Source organism: Staphylococcus sp. 2S1, assembly GCF_046721335.1.
GTDB classification, from domain to species: domain Bacteria; phylum Bacillota; class Bacilli; order Staphylococcales; family Staphylococcaceae; genus Staphylococcus; species Staphylococcus equorum_A.
In genome coordinates this window covers 2,827,882-2,846,720 of record NZ_JBEUUJ010000003.1, presented here as the reverse complement: position 1 = coordinate 2,846,720, position 18,839 = coordinate 2,827,882, and the positions used below count along the sequence as shown (strand labels likewise).

General features: G+C 33.2%; 15 protein-coding genes and 6 pseudogenes. 15 read left to right on the top strand and 6 right to left on the bottom strand.

From position 1 onward, the window contains the following. Position 1: 1 nt before the first annotated feature. The 3 genes and pseudogenes from modB to ABLV90_RS14960 all read left to right on the top strand — a co-directional run bounded on the left by modB (position 2) and on the right by ABLV90_RS14960 (position 2,212). A pseudogene (gene modB / locus ABLV90_RS14970) lies at positions 2 to 674 on the top strand (molybdate ABC transporter permease subunit). Then, a pseudogene (locus ABLV90_RS14965) lies at positions 675 to 1,281 on the top strand (ATP-binding cassette domain-containing protein). A gap of 100 nt (positions 1,282 to 1,381) precedes the next feature. Then, positions 1,382 to 2,212: an MBL fold metallo-hydrolase gene (locus ABLV90_RS14960; protein ID WP_427706713.1), complete on the top strand. Its 831-nt coding sequence runs from the start codon at positions 1,382 to 1,384 to the stop codon at positions 2,210 to 2,212. A 96-nt stretch (positions 2,213 to 2,308) separates the two neighbouring features. Here the strand turns inward: ABLV90_RS14960 and cudC are convergent, their stop codons facing one another. Continuing rightward, entirely contained in the window at positions 2,309 to 2,863 is a 555-nt protein-coding gene (gene cudC, locus ABLV90_RS14955) for a choline uptake/conversion transcriptional regulator CudC (RefSeq protein ID WP_046465843.1), read from the bottom strand. A gap of 272 nt (positions 2,864 to 3,135) precedes the next feature. On the opposite strand from cudC, the gene ABLV90_RS14950 reads away from it, so the two are divergent. Next, entirely contained in the window at positions 3,136 to 4,140 is a 1,005-nt protein-coding gene (locus ABLV90_RS14950) for a ThiF family adenylyltransferase (RefSeq protein WP_460872838.1), read from the top strand. Positions 4,141 to 4,152: 12 nt separating this feature from the next. After that, positions 4,153 to 4,653 carry a MogA/MoaB family molybdenum cofactor biosynthesis protein gene (locus ABLV90_RS14945; protein WP_046465841.1) on the top strand — a complete coding sequence of 167 codons (501 nt, stop codon included), beginning with the start codon at positions 4,153 to 4,155 and terminating at the stop codon, positions 4,651 to 4,653. Between the two features lie 190 nt (positions 4,654 to 4,843). On the opposite strand, the gene moaC is transcribed toward ABLV90_RS14945, so the two are convergent. Further along, complete coding sequence (gene moaC / locus ABLV90_RS14940) at positions 4,844 to 5,329, bottom strand: cyclic pyranopterin monophosphate synthase MoaC (protein WP_046465840.1); 486 nt, start codon at positions 5,327 to 5,329, stop codon at positions 4,844 to 4,846. 64 nt (positions 5,330 to 5,393) lie between these two features. Here moaC and glp point away from each other — a divergent pair. The 7 genes and pseudogenes from glp to ABLV90_RS14905 all read left to right on the top strand — a co-directional run bounded on the left by glp (position 5,394) and on the right by ABLV90_RS14905 (position 10,272). Further along, a pseudogene (gene glp, locus ABLV90_RS14935) lies at positions 5,394 to 6,654 on the top strand (gephyrin-like molybdotransferase Glp). Continuing rightward, positions 6,651 to 7,133, top strand: coding sequence for a molybdopterin-guanine dinucleotide biosynthesis protein B (gene mobB, locus ABLV90_RS14930; RefSeq protein WP_460872837.1), 483 nt, complete (start codon positions 6,651 to 6,653; stop codon positions 7,131 to 7,133). Before glp ends, mobB begins: the two are co-directional and overlap by 4 nt. Positions 7,134 to 7,138: 5 nt before the next feature. Continuing rightward, on the top strand, positions 7,139 to 7,591 hold the full coding sequence (locus tag ABLV90_RS14925) for a molybdenum cofactor biosynthesis protein MoaE (RefSeq protein ID WP_427706719.1): 453 nt from the start codon (positions 7,139 to 7,141) through the stop codon (positions 7,589 to 7,591). After that, positions 7,588 to 7,821: a molybdopterin converting factor subunit 1 gene (moaD, locus tag ABLV90_RS14920; RefSeq protein WP_046465836.1), complete on the top strand. Its 234-nt coding sequence runs from the start codon at positions 7,588 to 7,590 to the stop codon at positions 7,819 to 7,821. The genes ABLV90_RS14925 and moaD overlap by 4 nt, the downstream gene beginning before the upstream one ends. Positions 7,822 to 7,828: 7 nt before the next feature. Further along, positions 7,829 to 8,438: pseudogene (gene mobA, locus ABLV90_RS14915) on the top strand (molybdenum cofactor guanylyltransferase MobA). Positions 8,439 to 8,452: 14 nt separating this feature from the next. Beyond that, positions 8,453 to 9,476: pseudogene (gene moaA / locus ABLV90_RS14910) on the top strand (GTP 3',8-cyclase MoaA). 445 nt (positions 9,477 to 9,921) lie between these two features. Then, a complete protein-coding gene (locus ABLV90_RS14905) occupies positions 9,922 to 10,272 on the top strand; it encodes a SarA family transcriptional regulator (protein WP_427706723.1) in 351 nt (116 codons plus the stop codon). A gap of 78 nt (positions 10,273 to 10,350) precedes the next feature. On the opposite strand, the gene ABLV90_RS14900 is transcribed toward ABLV90_RS14905, so the two are convergent. Further along, positions 10,351 to 11,550 (bottom strand): MFS transporter, encoded by a 1,200-nt coding sequence (locus tag ABLV90_RS14900; RefSeq protein WP_460872836.1) that lies wholly within the window; start codon positions 11,548 to 11,550, stop codon positions 10,351 to 10,353. A 1-nt stretch (position 11,551) separates the two neighbouring features. Further along, positions 11,552 to 11,986: a MarR family winged helix-turn-helix transcriptional regulator gene (locus ABLV90_RS14895; protein WP_427706727.1), complete on the bottom strand. Its 435-nt coding sequence runs from the start codon at positions 11,984 to 11,986 to the stop codon at positions 11,552 to 11,554. A 220-nt stretch (positions 11,987 to 12,206) separates the two neighbouring features. Between ABLV90_RS14895 and ABLV90_RS14890 the strand changes: the two genes are divergently transcribed. From ABLV90_RS14890 to ABLV90_RS14880, 3 genes and pseudogenes are all read left to right on the top strand, one after another. Then, positions 12,207 to 12,968, top strand: a complete 762-nt coding sequence (locus ABLV90_RS14890) for a VOC family protein (protein WP_046465830.1) — start codon at positions 12,207 to 12,209, stop codon at positions 12,966 to 12,968. A 367-nt stretch (positions 12,969 to 13,335) separates the two neighbouring features. Continuing rightward, entirely contained in the window at positions 13,336 to 14,586 is a 1,251-nt protein-coding gene (locus ABLV90_RS14885) for a lipid II:glycine glycyltransferase FemX (RefSeq protein WP_460872835.1), read from the top strand. A 209-nt stretch (positions 14,587 to 14,795) separates the two neighbouring features. After that, positions 14,796 to 17,998: pseudogene (locus ABLV90_RS14880) on the top strand (efflux RND transporter permease subunit). 212 nt (positions 17,999 to 18,210) lie between these two features. On the opposite strand, the gene mspA reads toward ABLV90_RS14880, so the two are convergent. Both mspA and ABLV90_RS14870 read right to left on the bottom strand, forming a co-directional pair. Continuing rightward, entirely contained in the window at positions 18,211 to 18,528 is a 318-nt protein-coding gene (mspA, locus tag ABLV90_RS14875; protein ID WP_046465826.1) for a membrane stabilizing protein MspA, read from the bottom strand. A gap of 64 nt (positions 18,529 to 18,592) precedes the next feature. Then, positions 18,593 to 18,769: an SE1832 family protein gene (locus ABLV90_RS14870; RefSeq protein ID WP_002511448.1), complete on the bottom strand. Its 177-nt coding sequence runs from the start codon at positions 18,767 to 18,769 to the stop codon at positions 18,593 to 18,595. Between the last annotated feature and the right edge of the window lie 70 nt (positions 18,770 to 18,839).

The window sequence follows — 18,839 nt, the reverse complement described above, 5'->3', positions numbered from 1 at the left end:
AATGATAGATGTTACACCATTTTGGATATCACTCAAAGTAGCTGTTATTAGTACAATCATCGTTACTTTTATTGGTATCGTTATTTCGAGATGGTTGTATAAACGACATGGTTTTATTGCTAGAATCTTAGAAAGTATAATTATTTTACCTATTGTGTTACCACCAACAGTTATGGGATTTATTTTATTAATTGTGTTTTCACCTAGAAGTTTTATTGGTGCATTTTTTACGGATGTATTGCATTTACCAGTAGTTTTTACACTGACTGGAGCAGTTATTGCATCTGTGATTGTGAGTTTTCCATTGATGTATCAAGCATACTGTCCAAGGCTTTCGTAGTATAGATAATAAAATGCTCAATACTGCCCGAACGATGGGTGCAAGTGAAAACAAGATATTTTTTAAATTAATTTTACCGTTGTCAAAGCGTCCAATATTATCAGGCATTATGATGAGCTTTGCCCGAGCGATAGGAGAATTTGGTGCGACACTGATGGTTGCCGGTTACATACCTAATAAAACCAATACGTTACCTTTAGAAATATACTTTTTGGTAGAACAAGGTAAAGAAAATCAAGCATGGTTGTGGGTGATCGTCCTTGTTGCATTTGCTATTACAGTAATTGGCACAATCAATGTGTTGAATAAAGACCGTTATCGGGAGGTAGATTAGTTGTTGGCATTACATTTAGAGCATGCGCTCAAAAACACACAATTACATATGAGTCTCCAAGATACTAAACCTAAAATTTATGCAGTTAAAGGCCCATCAGTGCATTGGTAAAACAACAATTTTAAATATTATAGCAGGATTGAAAAGTGCAGATAAGGCACATATAGAAGTAAATGAACATATTTTAACTGATACGCATAACAATATAGATGTGAAAATTCAACAGCGTAATATTGGCTACTTATTCCAAGATTATCAATTGTTTCCTAATATGGATGTGTATCAGAATATAACTTTTATGGCGCAACCTTCCGAACATATAGAGACTTTAATGCATCAATTAAACATTACGCATTTAAAATCACAGTTTCCAATGAGACTATCTGGAGGAGAATCCCAACGTGTGGCATTAGCAAGAACGTTAAGCACTAGACCAGACCTCATATTATTAGATGAACCATTTTCAAGCTTGGATGATACAACTAAAGATGAAAGTATTCAATTAGTAAAGCGCATATTTGAAGAGTGGCAAATACCAATTATTTTTGTAACACATTCTAATTACGAAGCAGAGGCACTGGCTCATGAAGTGATTAATATTGATTGAGATCGCACACAAAAATAAATATAAATGACAAATTGAATAAGTGGCTGTTATTTTCTATATCGGAATCTAACGGTCATTTTTTAAATAAGGGGGTAAGATAATGAATATCGAGTTTTTAGGAACAGCAGGGGGTATTCCTACGCTTTATAATTCAGTATCTCAACATAAAGAATCGAGTTTGCGAACCGGCCCTGGAATATATATTCATGATATCCAATTACTAATAGATACTTCTGAGGATATATTCACTCAACTACGACGTGCTCAAATTTCTGAAATAAAACATGCTTTATACTCACATTGGCATCCTGATCATACGATGGGATTGAGGATTTGGGAGACATTAAATTATGATTTTAAAAATAAAAAACCAAATTCTAGAAAGACAAAGATATATATAACTCAGCAAGAAGTAGCAGATTTCAAAACTTATTTAGGTCATTGGAATCATTTGAATTATTTAACTCAAATTGGCGTGATAGAGTTAGAAGTGGTAGAGAATGATGCTCTATTAACAATAGATGATATTAAAATAGAATGGATTCAACTTCCTGAAAGTATTGCTTTTGGTTTTTATATCAATGCCATAGAACAGAGCATATTGATTATACCTGATGAAATGAAAGGTTTCGTACCTTCACAAAAATTCCAAAACATAGATGTTGCTATATTACCTTTTGGAAGTAATGAAGTTAATCCAATTACTGGTGAGCGTTTACTAGAAAACGGGGTACTAAAGGAATCAAATGAATTAAGTTTTGATGAAAGTGTTAAAATTGCTAGAGAAATAAATGCGACACACACTTATTTTACACATATAGAATCCACGGAAGGCCTCACTATGGATGATACTAAAGTGCTAGAACAACGACTATTACATAGTGGATTATCATGCACCATTGCTTACGACGGATTAAAAATCCAAACATAAAAAATTCAGCTTGAAACATTTAGGATTATCATGCATTCTATAGATACAAAAACGCCTCCTATCATGAAATAGGGAGGCGTTTTGTGTTGCTATCGATTATGATTTATTTTCCGGAATTGGAAAATAATCAAATATTTCTCCTGAATTGAGCGCATCAGTTAGAGTAGATAACCAAGCATAATAGAGTTTAGAATGTTCTATTTGCTCAAAAATTTCTTGTGCTTCTTCAATGATTTCAGGTGTAGCAGTTTCTGAATGAATAATGGGATTCAATAAAGATTCAGCTTTATATATTGCTTCTGAATTCAATTTGATTTCACGTTTCCATTTTTGTGAAAAGAAGTTTCCAAAAAACGTAAAAAAGTCTTTTTCAGCAGTAAAGTGTTGTTTTCTACTTCCTCGAACAAACTCTTGTTTTACGCCATCAAATTCTTGCAGTCTTTTAACACCTGCACTCATACTGGGCTTACTCATTTGTAATTCATAACGCATTTCATCTAGTGTCATACTACTTTGTTCAAAAACCATCGTGCCATATAGATTACCTACACTACGATTGACTCCATAAAGATCCATCGTTTCTCCAATTGAATTGATGACGATATCTTTTGCTTGCTCCAATAGTTGTTCATAGTCTTTTGAACGTGCCATTGATTCACCTCCATGTAATAGTTAACTTATTGTAACACGAACATATATTTAAAGGATATGCTTTATAAGTAACGTGCGCCATGATTTAGAGCGTATTAAGTGTATTAATAAAATCTTTAACCATTTCTAGTTATATCGAGCATTGTGAGTGCTCAAAATCAAAAAACTACATAGGGAATTCACTACTTTTTGTAATATTGATGGCAAACCGTTGTTACTATCGCATGCAAGATTTATAATGGATACAATGATGTATAGAGAGGGTTATTGTAGTGACAAAAGACCGCTATTCAAGACAAACGTTATTTAAACATATAGGTCCTGAAGGACAAGATAAAATCATGAATTCACACGTGCTCATTGTAGGCATGGGGGCACTTGGCACACACCTTGCTGAAAGTTTAGTTAGAGCAGGGGTTGGTACACTAACTATTGTAGACAGAGATTATATTGAATATAGTAATCTTCAAAGACAAACGTTGTTTAATGAAGCCGATGCGCTAGAAGGATTGCCCAAAGTTGTTGTCGCTAAAGAAAAATTATTAGATATTCGACAAGATTTGAAGATTCATAGTTATATTGCACATGTAAATCGTCAGTTTTTAGAGGATAATGCTGGTTCAGCTCAACTGATATTAGATGCAACAGATAACTTTGAAACGAGACAGTTGATTAATGATTTTGCTTTTCAAAAAGGCATACCGTGGATTTATGGCGGTGTAGTCCAAAGTACTTATGTAGAAACTGCTTTTATTCCAGGACACACACCATGTTTTAATTGCTTAGTGCCACAGTTACCAGCTATAAATATGACATGTGATACGGTAGGTGTAATTCAACCCGCAGTGACGATGACAACAAGTTTACAGATGAGGGATGCGCTGAAAATTTTAACAGAACAACACGTGCCGACTAAAGTAACGTATGGAGACTTATGGGAAGGGACGCACTTTACATTTGGGTTTAGTAAACTACAACGGAGCGATTGCAAAACTTGTGGTCGCAACCCTACATATCCACATTTAAATGAAACGAAACGACAGTTTGCTAGTTTGTGTGGTAGGGACACAGTGCAATACGAAAACCCTAATATTTCCCAGGAAATGCTAGAATCATTTTTAACTCAGCAAAATATTGCATACCGACGTAATCCTTATATGATTCACTTTGAATATAATGGTTATCGCATTGTTAGCTTTAAAGGCGGGAGATTACTGATTCATGGTATGACAAACCCTCAACAAGCGATTACTTTAATAAACCGATTATTCGGCTAAAGGGGTGTAAAAATGCATACAAATGTTAAGTTAGATCAAGATATAAGATGTGCAGTATTGACAGTTTCTGATACAAGAGATTATAAGACTGACAAGGGCGGTAAATTAGTAATAGAACTGTTATCGGAATTGAATGTTTCAATTGATAAGGCGCATTATAAAATAGTGAAAGATGAACAAGAAGCGATTCAAATGCAAGTTGAGCAATGGTTAAGTGAAGACATCGATGTGATTGTTACTACAGGAGGCACTGGTATTGCACAAAGAGATGTAACTATAGAAGCAGTATCCTCATTTTTCACTAAAGAAATTGAAGGATTTGGAGAGTTGTTTAGATATCTCAGTTATGCTGAGGATGTAGGTACGAGAGCATTATTGTCTCGAGCAATCGCGGGGACAGTAGGTGACAAGTTAATTTTTAGTATCCCAGGATCTACTGGAGCTGTTAAATTAGCATTGGAGAAGTTAATAAAACCAGAATTAAATCATTTAGTTAAAGAAATAACTAAATAAAAGAGGGTGACAAGAATCAAAATATGAAATTTGAAGTCTGTCCCCCTCACAAGGTTTACTAGAAAAAGGAATACAAGAGCTTGAAACAAGTACATTTAAATGTCAGACAGCTACTACAAATATAATAGTTGATGCTGAGATATGTAGTTATGCCCTAGAGACTTTATTCGAGTTGAACGCAAATATTAAATTATGCTTTACGTTGAAAATCACCAGATTTACCACCAGATTTAGAGAGTAAATAAGTTTCGCCAATGACCATACCTTTGTCTAAAGCTTTTGTCATGTCATATACAGTAAGTGCTACAGCAGTTGCGGCAGTTAATGCTTCCATTTCGACACCTGTTTTTCCAGTAGTAGACACGGTTGCTTGGATATTCAAAGTGAAAGATTGCGCATGCTTCTGCCACTGAAATTCAACATCAATACCTGTTAATGGTAAAGGATGACACATTGGAATAATATCAGCAGTGTTTTTAGCAGCCATAATACCTGCAATTTGTGCAGTGTTAAGCACATTTCCTTTTTTATTTGTATGATCAACAATTTGTTGATAGATTTCTGGGTTTACGGTAATGCTTGAATGTGCAATTGCAGTACGTTTCGTAATGTTTTTTTCAGAAACATCTACCATTTTAGCATTGCCCTGTTCATTAATATGTGTAAATTCAGACAAACATATCCCTCCTAATCGTTTTCTAGTATATCACGAAATTAATTAATATAAGGAGTAGATTTAGATGCCAGTTGAGAAAAGAAATCCAATTCCAGTCGGTGAAGCCATTGAACGTGTTGTGAGTCAAAATATTTATATGGATGAGACTACAGTGCCTCTAGATGCCGACTTAAACCATATATTGGCTGAAGATATTGTTGCTACATACGAAATTCCACGTTTCAACAAATCACCTTATGATGGTTTTGCCATTAGAAGTAAAGATACAACGAATGCAAGTGGTGCGCACCGTCTCACTTTCAATGTGATTGACCATATTGGCGCCGGTACTGTTTCAGATAAAAAAGTTGGTGCGTTTGAAGCAGTTCGAATTATGACAGGTGCGACGATGCCTCGAAGGTGCAGACGCAGTTGTCATGTTAGAACAAACAGTAGAACAAGGACAAAGTTTCACATTACGTAAAGCATTTAAACCTAATGAGAACGTCTCTTTAAAAGGTGAAGAAACTCAAATAGGTGATGTTATTTTACAAAAAGGACAACAAATTAATCCTGGTGCCATTGCAGTATTAGCTACATATGGCTATGCACAAGTTCCTGTTTTTAAAAAACCAAGCGTAGCCGTAATTGCTACCGGCAGTGAGCTATTAGATGTAAGTGATGATTTAGAACCTGGAAAAATTAGGAATTCTAATGGACCAATGATTACTGCATTGGCTAATAAATTAGACTTACAAGTAGAGCGTTATCAAATACAACAAGATGATTTAAAAAGTAGTATCCAAGTGGTTACTGAAGCAATGCAACAACATGATATCGTCATTACTACAGGTGGTGTATCAGTGGGGGATTTTGACTATTTACCACAAATATACGAAGCATTAAATGCTGAAGTCCTTTTTAATAAAATTGCTATGCGTCCAGGAAGTGTGACGACAGTGGCAGTAGCAGAAGGTAAGTATCTATTTGGTTTATCTGGAAATCCATCAGCATGCTTTACCGGCTTTGAATTATACGTTAAGCCAGCAGTTCAACATATGATGCATGCAAATGCACTCTATCCTCAAGTCGTGCAAGCTACATTGATGGAAGATTTTACAAAAGCAAACCCATTTACGAGATTTATTCGCGCTACGGCCACTTTTAACGGGAAAGAAATGACAGCAGTTCCTTCAGGATTTAACAAATCAGGTGCAGTTGTTGCAATTGCACATAGTAATGCAATGATTATGTTACCAGGTGGAACAAGAGGATATAAAAAAGGTTATACGGTAAATGTAATATTAACTGAATCACAAGCTTATGAAACGGAATGCTTTATATGATTTTACAAATTGTTGGATTGAAAAACTCTGGGAAAACGACATTAATGGCACATACAATTCAGGTGTTAAAAGAACATCATCTCACAGTAGCAACGGTGAAACATCATGGACATCATAACTCTGAAGATTATCATGATATCACATTGCAAAATAATCATGTTGACCATATGAAACACTTTTATGCGAGTGCAGATCAAAGTATTGTTCAGGGTAATGCTTACCAACAAAGTGTCACCAGAACACAAAACAAAACGCTTGATGAAATCATAGATGAATCTGTTACAATAGACAGTAACGTAATATTAGTAGAGGGTTTTAAAGAAGCAAGTTACGATAAAGTGTTAGTCTACCGTGATGAAAATGACCGTAATGCACTAAATCATTTAACACATATTAAGTATGCCATTAATATATCAAAACCAGAGGCTTTACGTCAGTATGACCAATGGTTATTATCTTTTTTAATATCAAAGGAATGAATTAAATGAAGCAATTTGAAGTGACAAGCGAGCCAATACAGACAGAGCAATATAGATCTTATGTACTGAACGAACATCAAGGTGCAGTTGTTGTTTTTACAGGTCATGTAAGGGAATGGACAAAAGGAATTAAAACAGAGCATTTAGAGTATGAAGCCTATATACCTATGGCAGAAAAAAAGTTAGCTCAAATTGGCGATGAAATTTCACAGCAATGGCCAGGTACACAAACAGCAATCGTGCATAGAATAGGCCCGTTAGCTATTTCAGATATTGCAGTACTCATCAGTGTTTCTTCACCACATCGAAAAGATGCTTATAGAGCAAATGAATATGCAATTGAGCGTATCAAAGAAATCGTACCTATTTGGAAAAAGGAAATATGGGAAGATGGTGCACAATGGCAAGGACATCAACATGGAAGTTATGAGGATGCGATTGAAGGAGGACAATCATGAGAGTGCTTTATTTTGCAGAGATAAAAGAAATATTAGCAAAACAATCAGAAGACATCGATTTAAGTTATGATATTACTGTAGATGAATTTATTACAGATTTATTTAAACGTTATCCTAGTATTAGCGATAAAAAATTTCAAATAGCGGTAAATGAAGAATTTGTGAAAAATGATGACATTGTCCAACCTAATGACACTGTCGCATTGATTCCACCAGTTAGCGGAGGGTAAAGAAGAGATGAAAGCAATTATACTTGCCGGAGGACAGTCAGAGAGATTCGGTAAACCTAAGGCTTTTGCACAAATTGAATCGCAAGCATTTTATGAGCGAATTATAGATGTGTTAGAAGCAACGAACATGTTTAATCAAATTATTATAAGTACCAATGAAAATCTTGCGACACAATTTGATTACCCTAATATAATTATAGATGAACACCAGAATAAAGATAAAGGGCCTTTGGCAGGTATTAGATCAGTCATGAGCCAATACCTAGAGGAAGAACTATTCTTTGTTATTTCCGTTGACACACCTATGATTACTCAAAAAGCGATAAGTAAATTATACCAATTTATGGTGGAACACCTTATTGAAGACCAGTTAGATATTGCAGGTTTTCAAGAAGCGGGTAGACCGATACCTACACTTGCTTTTTACAGTCCACATACTTTAACTTACATTGATAAGGCACTGGATTCAGATGATTATAGTTTAAAGAATGTTTATACTAAAGTTGCGAGCGACTGGTTAGATGTTAACACAATTGAATCACCTGAATATTGGTATAAAAATATTAATTTCCGAGCATGATTTGGACGCTTTACAACATGAAATTATAAATAGATAAAGGGGGCTAACGATATGGTAGAACAAATCACTGATAAACTCGGGCGTCCGATACGTGACTTAAGATTGTCAGTTACAGATCGATGCAACTTTCGTTGTGATTATTGCATGCCTAAAGAAATATTTGGCGATGATTTTGTTTTCTTACCTAAAGACGAGCTTCTTACATTTGATGAAATGGTACGTATTTCGAAAGTATACACACAATTAGGCGTGAAAAAAATACGTATTACAGGCGGTGAACCGTTACTCAGACGTGATTTATATAAATTAATTTATGAATTAAATCAGATTGATGGTGTAGAAGATATTGGTCTAACGACAAATGGCTTATTATTAAAAAAACACGGTCAAAAATTATACGATGCAGGTTTAAGACGTATTAATGTGAGTTTAGATGCAATCGAAGACAAAGTGTTTCAAGCGATTAATAATAGAAATATAAAAGCTTCTACAATATTGCAACAGATTGATTATGCAATTTCCATAGGATTCCACGTGAAAGTAAATGTGGTTATACAAAAAGGTGTAAATGACAATCAAATTTTACCTATGATTCAATATTTCAAAGAGAAAGATATTGAGATTAGATTTATAGAATTTATGGATGTTGGAAACGATAATGGATGGGATTTTAGTAAAGTGGTAACAAAAGATGAAATGCTAAATATGATAGAAAATGAATTTGATATTGAATCTGTTGAGCCAAAATATTTTGGTGAAGTTGCTAAATATTATCGACATAAAGATAATGGCGCACAGTTTGGCCTTATCACTAGTGTATCTCAATCTTTCTGCTCTACATGTACACGTGGGAGATTGTCATCAGACGGTAAGTTTTATAGTTGTTTATTTAGTACAGTAGATGGTTTTAATGTGAAATCATTTATGCGTGCTCGGAGCAACGGATGAGGAGCTATTTGAACAGTTCAAAGTACTGTGGAATGTTAGAGATGATAGATATTCAGATGAACGTACAGAACAAACCGTAGCAAATAGAAAACGCAAAAAAATTAATATGAACTATATTGGTGGTTAGTATCATTAAGTAATTGTAAATCTTACAATTAGGTTCGATATAGTTTTGACACTGATATAACATTTAATACCACGAAACGCTGAGGCAGACTTAATTAAATATGCTTTCAGCGTTTTTTGTATTAAATCACAAGGTAAATAAAAATCACTCTATTTATTTAACAAAAAAGCAGTTAATATTAACAATTTTGAATTTTAAAATAAAGCATTTTTTAAGATAATCTATTAATAAAAAATGTTTATATTTACTTTAGGGATTTAAGTAAAACAAAAAAATGCTTGGTATGTATAAGAAACGATATAAATGAAAGACAATAGTAAAAAAAATTTATCTATTACTTTTAAAATAATAGATTTAATGAAGAAAATGTTATATAATATTTTCGAAGCTTATTCATTATAAAGCCATTAAAACAACAAGAAAAGACGATGAGGAGGCCATTATTATGGAAACTAAAGTATCTTATTTTATAACTTCTGAAAGAGCATTGAGTCAATTAAAGCATTGGTTGAAAACAGTTCATCATTTATCAATTGAAGAATTTGTTGTGTTGTATAAGGTTTATGAATCTAAAAAAATCAGCGGAAAGGAATTGAGAGATACACTTCATTTCGAAATGTTATGGGATACGAGCAAGATTGATGTGATTATACGAAAAATTTATAAAAAAGAACTTATGTCTAAAGTTCGTTCTGAAACAGACGAAAGACAAGTTTATTATTATTTCAATGATGTTCAAACTAAAATTTTTGATGACATTATTCAAGAAATAGAAAATATTAAAGTAGCACAATAATAAAACATACATAAAAAAGAGAGCGGGACTACGAAATCAACATTTGATTCCTTCCCGTTCTCTTTTTATTGTAATGAGTTAAGTTGTTTTAACTTTTCTGCCATGTAAAAAGAAATAAATTATAGTCGCTATGAGTACGATGACGGCCATAATAGCATATAATTGTGCATAAGATACGGAGGATGTCATGAATCCTAAAACATATGGTCCAAATCCAACGCCTAAGTCTAGTCCGATAAAATAGGTTGAAGTTGCTATACCATATTTAGCAGGTGGTGATACTTTAATGGCAATAGCTTGCATACAGGATGAAATATTTCCATAACCTGCACCTAAGAACAAGCCGGCAAGAATGAGTAACCAACCATTATTTGTAATACTTAAAGTAACGAATGTAAGGATTAAGAATACAAAGGCAGGATATGCAATGACATTCTCATTTTTTTGATCCATAAGTCGACCCGCAATTGGTCGAGTAATCAGTGATGCAATGGCATAGAATATAAAGAAGTAACTAGAAATCGTTACTAAATTTATCTCTTGAGCAAAGAATTGCAAGAATGTAAGTATTGAAGAATAAGTTAAACCTGAAATCAACATAATTATTGCAACCGGAATAGCTTCTTTTGCAATGTAATTATTGATGTTGAATTTTTTACTCGTTGTTTTTTGAGTAGTTGTATCAGTCGTATCGAGTTTAAATTGTAAGTTTACAAAGAAAGAAATTAATAAGCTTACTACACCACAAATGAGACAAATTAAGAATAATATCTTAATTGGAAAAGCATTAATTAAAAGTAATCCAAGGAAAGGACCAATAGCCGCACCCATGACAAGACTTAAAGAAAATAAACTAATGCCTTCACTTTTTCTATCATTAGGTGTGACATAAGCGGCGATGGTACCTGTTGCCGTTGTAGTAATTCCTGTAGCGATACCGTTGATTAATCTAGTAAACATGAGTAATGCTAAAGAACCTTCTATAAAATATAATAATTGGGTAATGAGTAAAAATACTAATCCAATTAATAATATACGTTTAGGACCAACTTTATTTACATATTTACCAGTTACAAAACGTCCGATTAAAGAACCTATGATAAAGAGCCCTGTTACTAAGCCGGCGGTGCTATCTGAAACATTATATTCAGATTTAGTATAGTCGGCGATAATTACTATAAGTAAGTACATACATAAGTATATTAAAAAATTGGTTATAAAGTTTATATTAAAACTTTTTGTCCATATGGGTGATTTTGTTGTTATAGCTTGGTTCATATTACGCTTCCTCCATTTTTGTTATAGCTTCATGTATTGATTGAATGGTCTTAATTGCCTGTTTAAGATCGTCTTCAGATAATCCTGTTTCATTAATAAGCTGATCTTGCACCTTATCAACTCGAGCACTCATATTGTCATATAATAGCTGCCCTTCTTTTGAGAGCGTTAATAACTTCTCCCTTTTATCAATACCAGGTTCAATTGAAAGCAATGATTTTTCAGAAAGTACTTTTAAAATCTTACGTGTTGTCGGTTTCTCAATGGCACGGCGCTTTGATATTTGTACCAAAGTAGTAGGCGCATTGTAAGCTATATCTTTAAATACCAACCATTGAGCAGGATATAGATCAAACGCTTCAAATATAGGTTGAAACAATTTGGTGTATGGTCTATAAATGCCAATAAGGTTATTAAAAACAAGATTGTTTTCCATAATGACCTCCTAATATAGTTAGCTTTGCTAACTTAATTTATAGCATACTTATTCTATTCTTTTTTAATAAAAAAATCAATAGTAGGCGATGTAAAAACATTAAAAATTAAAGAAAAAGTTTATGGAGATAAGAAATTTATTCCGTAGCGTTAGTTAAGACAAGTAAAGTGGTATACAATTTGTTAAGATATAGTCAAAGCTAAAATAAGGGAGATACCTAATGCAGTATTTAAAATTAGACCATATGATTCATTATATTCATCAATTAGATAACTTTAAATATCCGGGACATTTGTTTAAATTACATCAAGGTGGCAATCATGAAAGATTGGGAACTTATAACAGATTAGCCTATTTAAATAATGCATATATAGAGTTATTAGATGTGTATAAACCTGACGTATTATTAAAAATGATAAAAACAGATGAAGGACGTGTATCGTTTCCTTCAAAAATAGTGCAAGATAATTATAGTCAAGGTATAAAGACGCTGGCATTTCGTACGCAAGATATTCATCAATTGAAAAAAGATTTGGAAACGAGAAATATAGAGGTCATCGGCCCTATAGATATGCATAGGGAAAATGTGAAAGGTGATAAAACATCTTGGAAATTGCTTTATATTGCAGATCCAGATTATAGAGTAAAACCACCATTTTTTATCCAGTGGAATGAAGCTGAAGAAGTGAGAAATGCAAAATTAGAACCGTTGCAACAAAAAGAATTTACGATTAAAACAATTAATTTACACAGCACAGAACGAGAGCATACTGTAAAAAAATGGGAATATTGGTTTGATATGGAAAAAATAAGTGAAACTAAAACGTATACTGCATTAAAATTAAAAAATGATGATGTCGTTTACCACATTTATGATGGTGAACACTCAGGGTATAAATCAGTCACATTACGAGACGATAAAACTTCATCATCTTATACTTTAATTATTCGAGGAACAAGTTACCAATTTGAGGCAGATTAATAAATATAAATATACGCGCTATGTGCAATAATGAAAATGTGTATCAATGAAATAATAAGTGTTAAAATAGTTAAATACGTGGCGACTTTATGTGTGCGCAATAATAATAAGTATACGCATATAACAAAAGACAACGCCGCTAAAATAACTCTTAAGCTTAAGTATGATATTGACAGTGGTTCGATAAAAGCTTGAACTACAAAGATTAAATTAATAATCAGTAATAATCCAATAATAAAAATACGCATGAAAACACCTCGCTTTTTCTTTTAATATAGTATAGCAAATGAACTGTTTATATGTGAAATTATGAGCGAAGCAATGTATAATATCAAAGTATTGAATTGGTAAAGGAGACATTAGTTGTATGGAAAAGATGAATATCACAAATCAAGCACATGATGCGTTTGTTAAATCGCACCCACAAGGTGATTTATTACAATTAACAAAATGGGCAGAAACAAAAACACTAACTGGATGGTATTCAAAACGTATCGCAGTTGGAGAAGAGGGCGAAGTAAAAGGCGTTGCTCAACTGTTATTCAAAAAGGTACCTAAGTTACCATATACGTTATGCTATATCTCTAGAGGTTTTGTTACAGATTACAGTAATAAACTCGCATTAGAAACGCTTTTAGAGTACGCAATGCAAATTGCAAAAGAAGAAAAAGCCTATGCTATTAAAATTGATCCAGATGTTGAAGTAGATAAAGGTGTTGACGCATTAACAAACCTAAGATCACTAGGATTTAAGCACAAAGGATTTAAAGAAGGTTTATCTAAAGATTATATACAACCAAGAATGACAATGATTACACCAATTGAAAAGTCAGATGAAGAACTTATACAAAGTTTTGAAAGACGTAATCGTTCAAAAGTCAGATTAGCTTTAAAACGTGGTACGACTGTTGAGCGTTCTAATAGAGAAGGTTTAAAAACATTTGCCAACTTAATGCAAATTACAGGTGAACGTGATGGCTTTTTAACGCGTGATATTAGTTATTTCCAAAATATCTACGATGCTATGAATCCAGATGGCGATGCAGAATTATTCTTAGTTAAATTAGAGCCTAAGCCAGTACTCAAAGATTTAAGAGAAGACTTATTACAACTTGAGCAAGAAAAAGTTAAATTAGCTGAAAAAAAACAAGATAAAAAAACACTAAATAAAATCAACGATGTAAATAATAAAATCGTTAAAACCCAAGAATTAATTGAAGATATGGAAAAATTAGAACTATCTCACCCTGAAGGTATGTATCTGTCAGGCGCGTTGTTAATGTTCGCAGGTAACAAATCATACTACCTATATGGTGCTTCTTCAAATGAATATCGTGATTTTCTACCAAACCACCATATGCAGTTTGCTATGATGCAATATGCTAGGGAACATGGTGCGACAACTTATGATTTTGGTGGTACTGATAATGATCCTGATAAAGACTCTGATCACTATGGCTTGTGGACATTCAAAAAAGTTTGGGGCACATATTTAAGTGAAAAAATAGGTGAGTTTGACTATGTATTAAACAAACCACTTTATCAAATAATTGAAAATGTAAAACCAAAGCTTACTAAAGCGAAAATTAAAATATCTCGTAAATTAAAACGTAAGTAAAAGCTAGTAAATTAATTAAACGTAAAAATACACAATATAAAGTTTTGAATTAAAATTTATAAAACTTTATGCTGTGTATTTTTTTATTGTTGAATAGATTTAAAAATTCAAAATATTTTATAAAATTATTAGCATGTATGATATTGTAAATTAGAGACTTATGGTAAATTGGATATAGCGAAATGAAAGTACGAGAGGAGATTAAGTGCATGATAAAAAAATTACTACAGTTTTCATTAGGAAATAAATTTGCAATATTCTTAATGGTCTTGTTAGTTATATTAGGCGGCATATACTCGAGTTCCAAAATGAAACTCGAACTATTACCCGATGTTGAACCACCAATGATTACAATACAAACAGCATTACCGGGTGCGACTCCAGAAACAGTAAAGGAAGACATTAGTGATAAAATAGATAGTCAAGTTAGGTCTATGTCTGATGTTAAGAGCGTGAGCGCTCAATCTATACAAAATGCTTCAATGGTAACTGTAGAATATGAAGAAACTGCAGATATGGATAAAGCAGAAAATGATTTACAGAAAGAAATCGATAAGATTAAATTTGATGAAGAGGTTGAGGAACCAGAACTAACAAGAAGTTCAATGGATGCATTTCCTATCGTAGCTTATTCATTTAGTAATAAGGAAGATAACCTCAAAGATACGACAAGTAAAATTAACAACGAACTGATTCCACGTTTAGAAACAATTGAAGGTATACAAACTGCACAACTTAACGGTCAAACGTCACGAGAAGTATCTGTGAAATTTGATCAAGAAAAATTACAGGAAAGTGGTTTGAGTGCAGAAAGTGTTCAACAATTTCTAAAGAGTGCTACAAGTGAAACACCTCTCGGGTTATTCCAATTTGATAAGACAGAAAAGTCTGTTGTCATTGATGGTCAATTTACATCCGTAGATGCATTGAAAGATTTAGAAATCCCACTAACTGCGGGTGCTGGATCTAGGGCTCAAGGACAAAGTGCAAGTGATTCAGGTCAACAAGGTGCGAGCACAAAGTCAAGGTGGTGCGGGAGCTTCTTCACAAGGTTCTGCAATGCAAGGTGCCGGAGCAAGTAGTGGCTCAGGTGGTGAAAGCGTACCATCAGTGAAGCTAGATGATATTGCCGACGTCTCTGTAGGGGATGTACGTGAATCTATTTCAAAAACAAATGGTAAAGACGCGGTGAATGTACAGGTTACTAAATCACAAGACGCCAATACTGTAAAAGTAGCTGAAGATACCAAAAATGAAATCGATAAATTTGTTAAAGAAAATCCTGATGTCAATTCAACTAAAGTCATGGATACAGCGAAACCTATTCAAGACTCTCTTTACACTATGATTGAAAAAGCGACCTTAGGTACAATGGTTGCGATTATCGTTATCTTACTATTCTTAAGAAATATTAGAACGACTGCAATTTCAATCGTATCCATACCAATGTCTATCTTAATAGCGATGGTGGCATTAAAATTATCAGATGTTTCATTAAACATTCTTACTTTAGGCGCATTAACTGTTGCCATAGGGCGTGTAATTGATGATTCAATTGTAGTAGTAGAAAATATATACAGACGTTTGTCAGATAAAGATGAGAAATTAAGCGGAGATAAATTAGTTATAAGTGCTACAAGTGAAGTATTTAAACCAATTTTATCATCTACTATAGTGACAATTATTGTATTCTTGCCACTTGTCTTTGTAACAGGTTCCGTAGGTCAAATGTTTAGACCATTTGCCCTAGCAATTGCTTTTAGTTTATTAGCATCACTTCTTGTTTCTGTAACGATTGTTCCAGCATTAAGTGCAACATTCTTTAAAAAGGGAATTAAACAACGTAGAGAAAAGAAATTAGGTTTGATAGGTAGTAATTACAAAAAAGTATTAAACTGGTCATTAAATCATAAATGGATTGTAATTATAATTAGTACACTCATTTTGATAGCAAGTATTGGACTGGGTCGTTGCTAAACTTGGAACAAGCTTTATTTCCACAGGGGAAGATAAGTATATGGCACTTACATATACGCCGGAACCCGGTGAAACTGAAGAAGGCGTTCTAAATCACGCAGAAGAAGTACAGAAATATTTAAATAAAAAAGATAAAGTGAATACAGTTCAATATTCAGTGGGTGGTGCAACGCCGACAGATCCTACTGGAAGTTCAAATAGTATGGCAATAATGGTGGAATATGATTCCAACACACCAAATTTTGATGAAGAACCTGATAAAGTGCTTAGTCATATTGAAGAATATAAACACCCTGGTACTTGGGGTAACCAAGATATGGGCACCGGCACAGACAACAAAGCATTAGAAATTGCAGTAACTGGTCCATCATTAGATTCAATTGAAGGAACTGTAAAAAAAGTTGAAGACGAAATGAAAGATGTTAAAGGACTAGCTAATGTTAAGTCAGACTTATCACAAACTTATGAGCAATATAATATCAAAGTCGATCAAAATAAAGCTTCAAGCTATGGCTTGTCAGCTTCGCAATTAGCAATGACATTAAATCAAAATACACCTGAACAAACGGTTACGACTGTTAAAGAAAAAGGTAAATCCATAGATGTAAAAGTTAAAGAAGATAAAGATAAAAACTGGACAGAAGAAAAATTAGAAAGCACAGAAGTACAAACACCAACAGGTCAATCTATTGAGTTAAGTGAGATTGCCGATTTAGAAAAATCATCTACACCTAATAAAATTGAAACAGAAGCCGGTGATTACACTGCAACAGTTTCTACAAAAGTAACAAACGATGATGTCGGTGGCATGGCTCAAAAAGTAATATCTAAAGTAAACGATATAGATAAGCCTAATAACGTAGAAACAAAAGTAGGCGGGGCTAATGAAGATATAAGCAAAGCTATATCACAATTAGTATTAGCAATGATAGCGACAATAATAATTGTTTATTTAGTGCTTGTTCTGACGTTCAAAGGCGCACTCGCACCATTTACAATTCTATTCTCTCTTCCATATACTGTTATAGGTGTAGTAATCGCTCTTGTCTTAACGGGTGAAACGATATCCGTACCAAGTATGATTGGTATGCTCATGCTGATTGGTATCGTAGTAACAAATGCGATTGTGTTGGTAGATAGAGTTATTAATAAAGAAAAACAAGGTCTGGAAATGAAAGAAGCGTTATTAGAAGTCGGTGGTACGCGTATTAGACCGATTCTTATGACAGCTATAGCTACAATTGGCGCATTATTACCAATGTTGTTTGGTGAAGATAGCTCAATTATTATTTCAAAAGGTATGGCGGCGACAGTTATAGGTGGATTAATTTCATCTACGCTATTAACGTTAATTGTAGTACCTGTTATATACGAAATACTATTTAGCTTGAAAGATAAAATTATTAATAAACGTAATAAGAAAAACAAATCATAGATAAATCATATTAGGATGTATGAATGAATTCCTACAGAAAAACTGCTTACACAGTCTTATAACATGTGTAAGCAGTTTTATTTGTTTTTATATAAAAGGGACGGTATAAATCATTTTTCTTAGTACTTATCTTGTTAGTTAACTGAAAATAATGCACTATGCAAAAAGAGTATTGAAATAGATAACTACTTCAATACTCAATATTTAAATAATTAATATAATACTAATGCTAAAATAGCGTATACCACAAATAGTATAACGGTAATAATATTTAAGATCTGAACGCCTTTAGAATCTTTTTTACCGTTTTTGAAAGCTGTGATTTCTACATTGCCAACGATAAGTAATAGTACGATGAATACCCACCAGTTTATTGCGGGGAAAGATAATGTTGTAATTGCTACAACAAATAATAAGAGCAAGGCCATAATAATACGTAAAATGCGTGTAATGATTGTCGGCATTTTAAATATACTGATGTAGCTTACTATAAGATATAATATTGGTAAAAAGATAAGGTACAGTTGCATTGAATTACATCCTTTCTATGTATGCACTTAATCTTAGCATGTAAAAAATTGATTTACTAGGATGTTATTTACGTTCTTTTTGACTAATTTCTGAACGTACAGATGCAATTTCTTTTTCTATGTCTTCAAGTTGTCGTAATAATGGGTCAACTTGTTGATTAACGGATTCTCTTTTTTCAAGGTCACCTTGTAGTCTCACGTAATCATATTTTAGTTCAGCTAATTTTTCTTTTAAATCCATTTTTACACACTCCTTTTGTATGCGGCATTGGCCACACTGTTTTAGTTTAAATTATAACATGAAATTGAAA

Bases quoted from the DNA above. Each gene is read 5' to 3' on its own strand.
- mspA (WP_046465826.1), bottom strand. From the start codon at position 18,528: ATGCAACTGTACCTTATCTTTTTACCAATATTATATCTTATAGTAAGC.
- ABLV90_RS14890 (WP_046465830.1), top strand. From the start codon at position 12,207: ATGCAGTATTTAAAATTAGACCATATGATTCATTATATTCATCAATTA.
- ABLV90_RS14900 (WP_460872836.1), bottom strand. From the start codon at position 11,550: ATGAACCAAGCTATAACAACAAAATCACCCATATGGACAAAAAGTTTT.
- ABLV90_RS14895 (WP_427706727.1), bottom strand. From the start codon at position 11,986: ATGGAAAACAATCTTGTTTTTAATAACCTTATTGGCATTTATAGACCA.
- ABLV90_RS14905 (WP_427706723.1), top strand. From the start codon at position 9,922: ATGGAAACTAAAGTATCTTATTTTATAACTTCTGAAAGAGCATTGAGT.
- ABLV90_RS14945 (WP_046465841.1), top strand. From the start codon at position 4,153: ATGCATACAAATGTTAAGTTAGATCAAGATATAAGATGTGCAGTATTG.
- ABLV90_RS14870 (WP_002511448.1), bottom strand. From the start codon at position 18,769: ATGGATTTAAAAGAAAAATTAGCTGAACTAAAATATGATTACGTGAGA.
- ABLV90_RS14925 (WP_427706719.1), top strand. From the start codon at position 7,139: ATGAAGCAATTTGAAGTGACAAGCGAGCCAATACAGACAGAGCAATAT.
- moaD (WP_046465836.1), top strand. From the start codon at position 7,588: ATGAGAGTGCTTTATTTTGCAGAGATAAAAGAAATATTAGCAAAACAA.
- ABLV90_RS14885 (WP_460872835.1), top strand. From the start codon at position 13,336: ATGGAAAAGATGAATATCACAAATCAAGCACATGATGCGTTTGTTAAA.
- cudC (WP_046465843.1), bottom strand. From the start codon at position 2,863: ATGGCACGTTCAAAAGACTATGAACAACTATTGGAGCAAGCAAAAGAT.
- mobB (WP_460872837.1), top strand. From the start codon at position 6,651: ATGATTTTACAAATTGTTGGATTGAAAAACTCTGGGAAAACGACATTA.
- ABLV90_RS14960 (WP_427706713.1), top strand. From the start codon at position 1,382: ATGAATATCGAGTTTTTAGGAACAGCAGGGGGTATTCCTACGCTTTAT.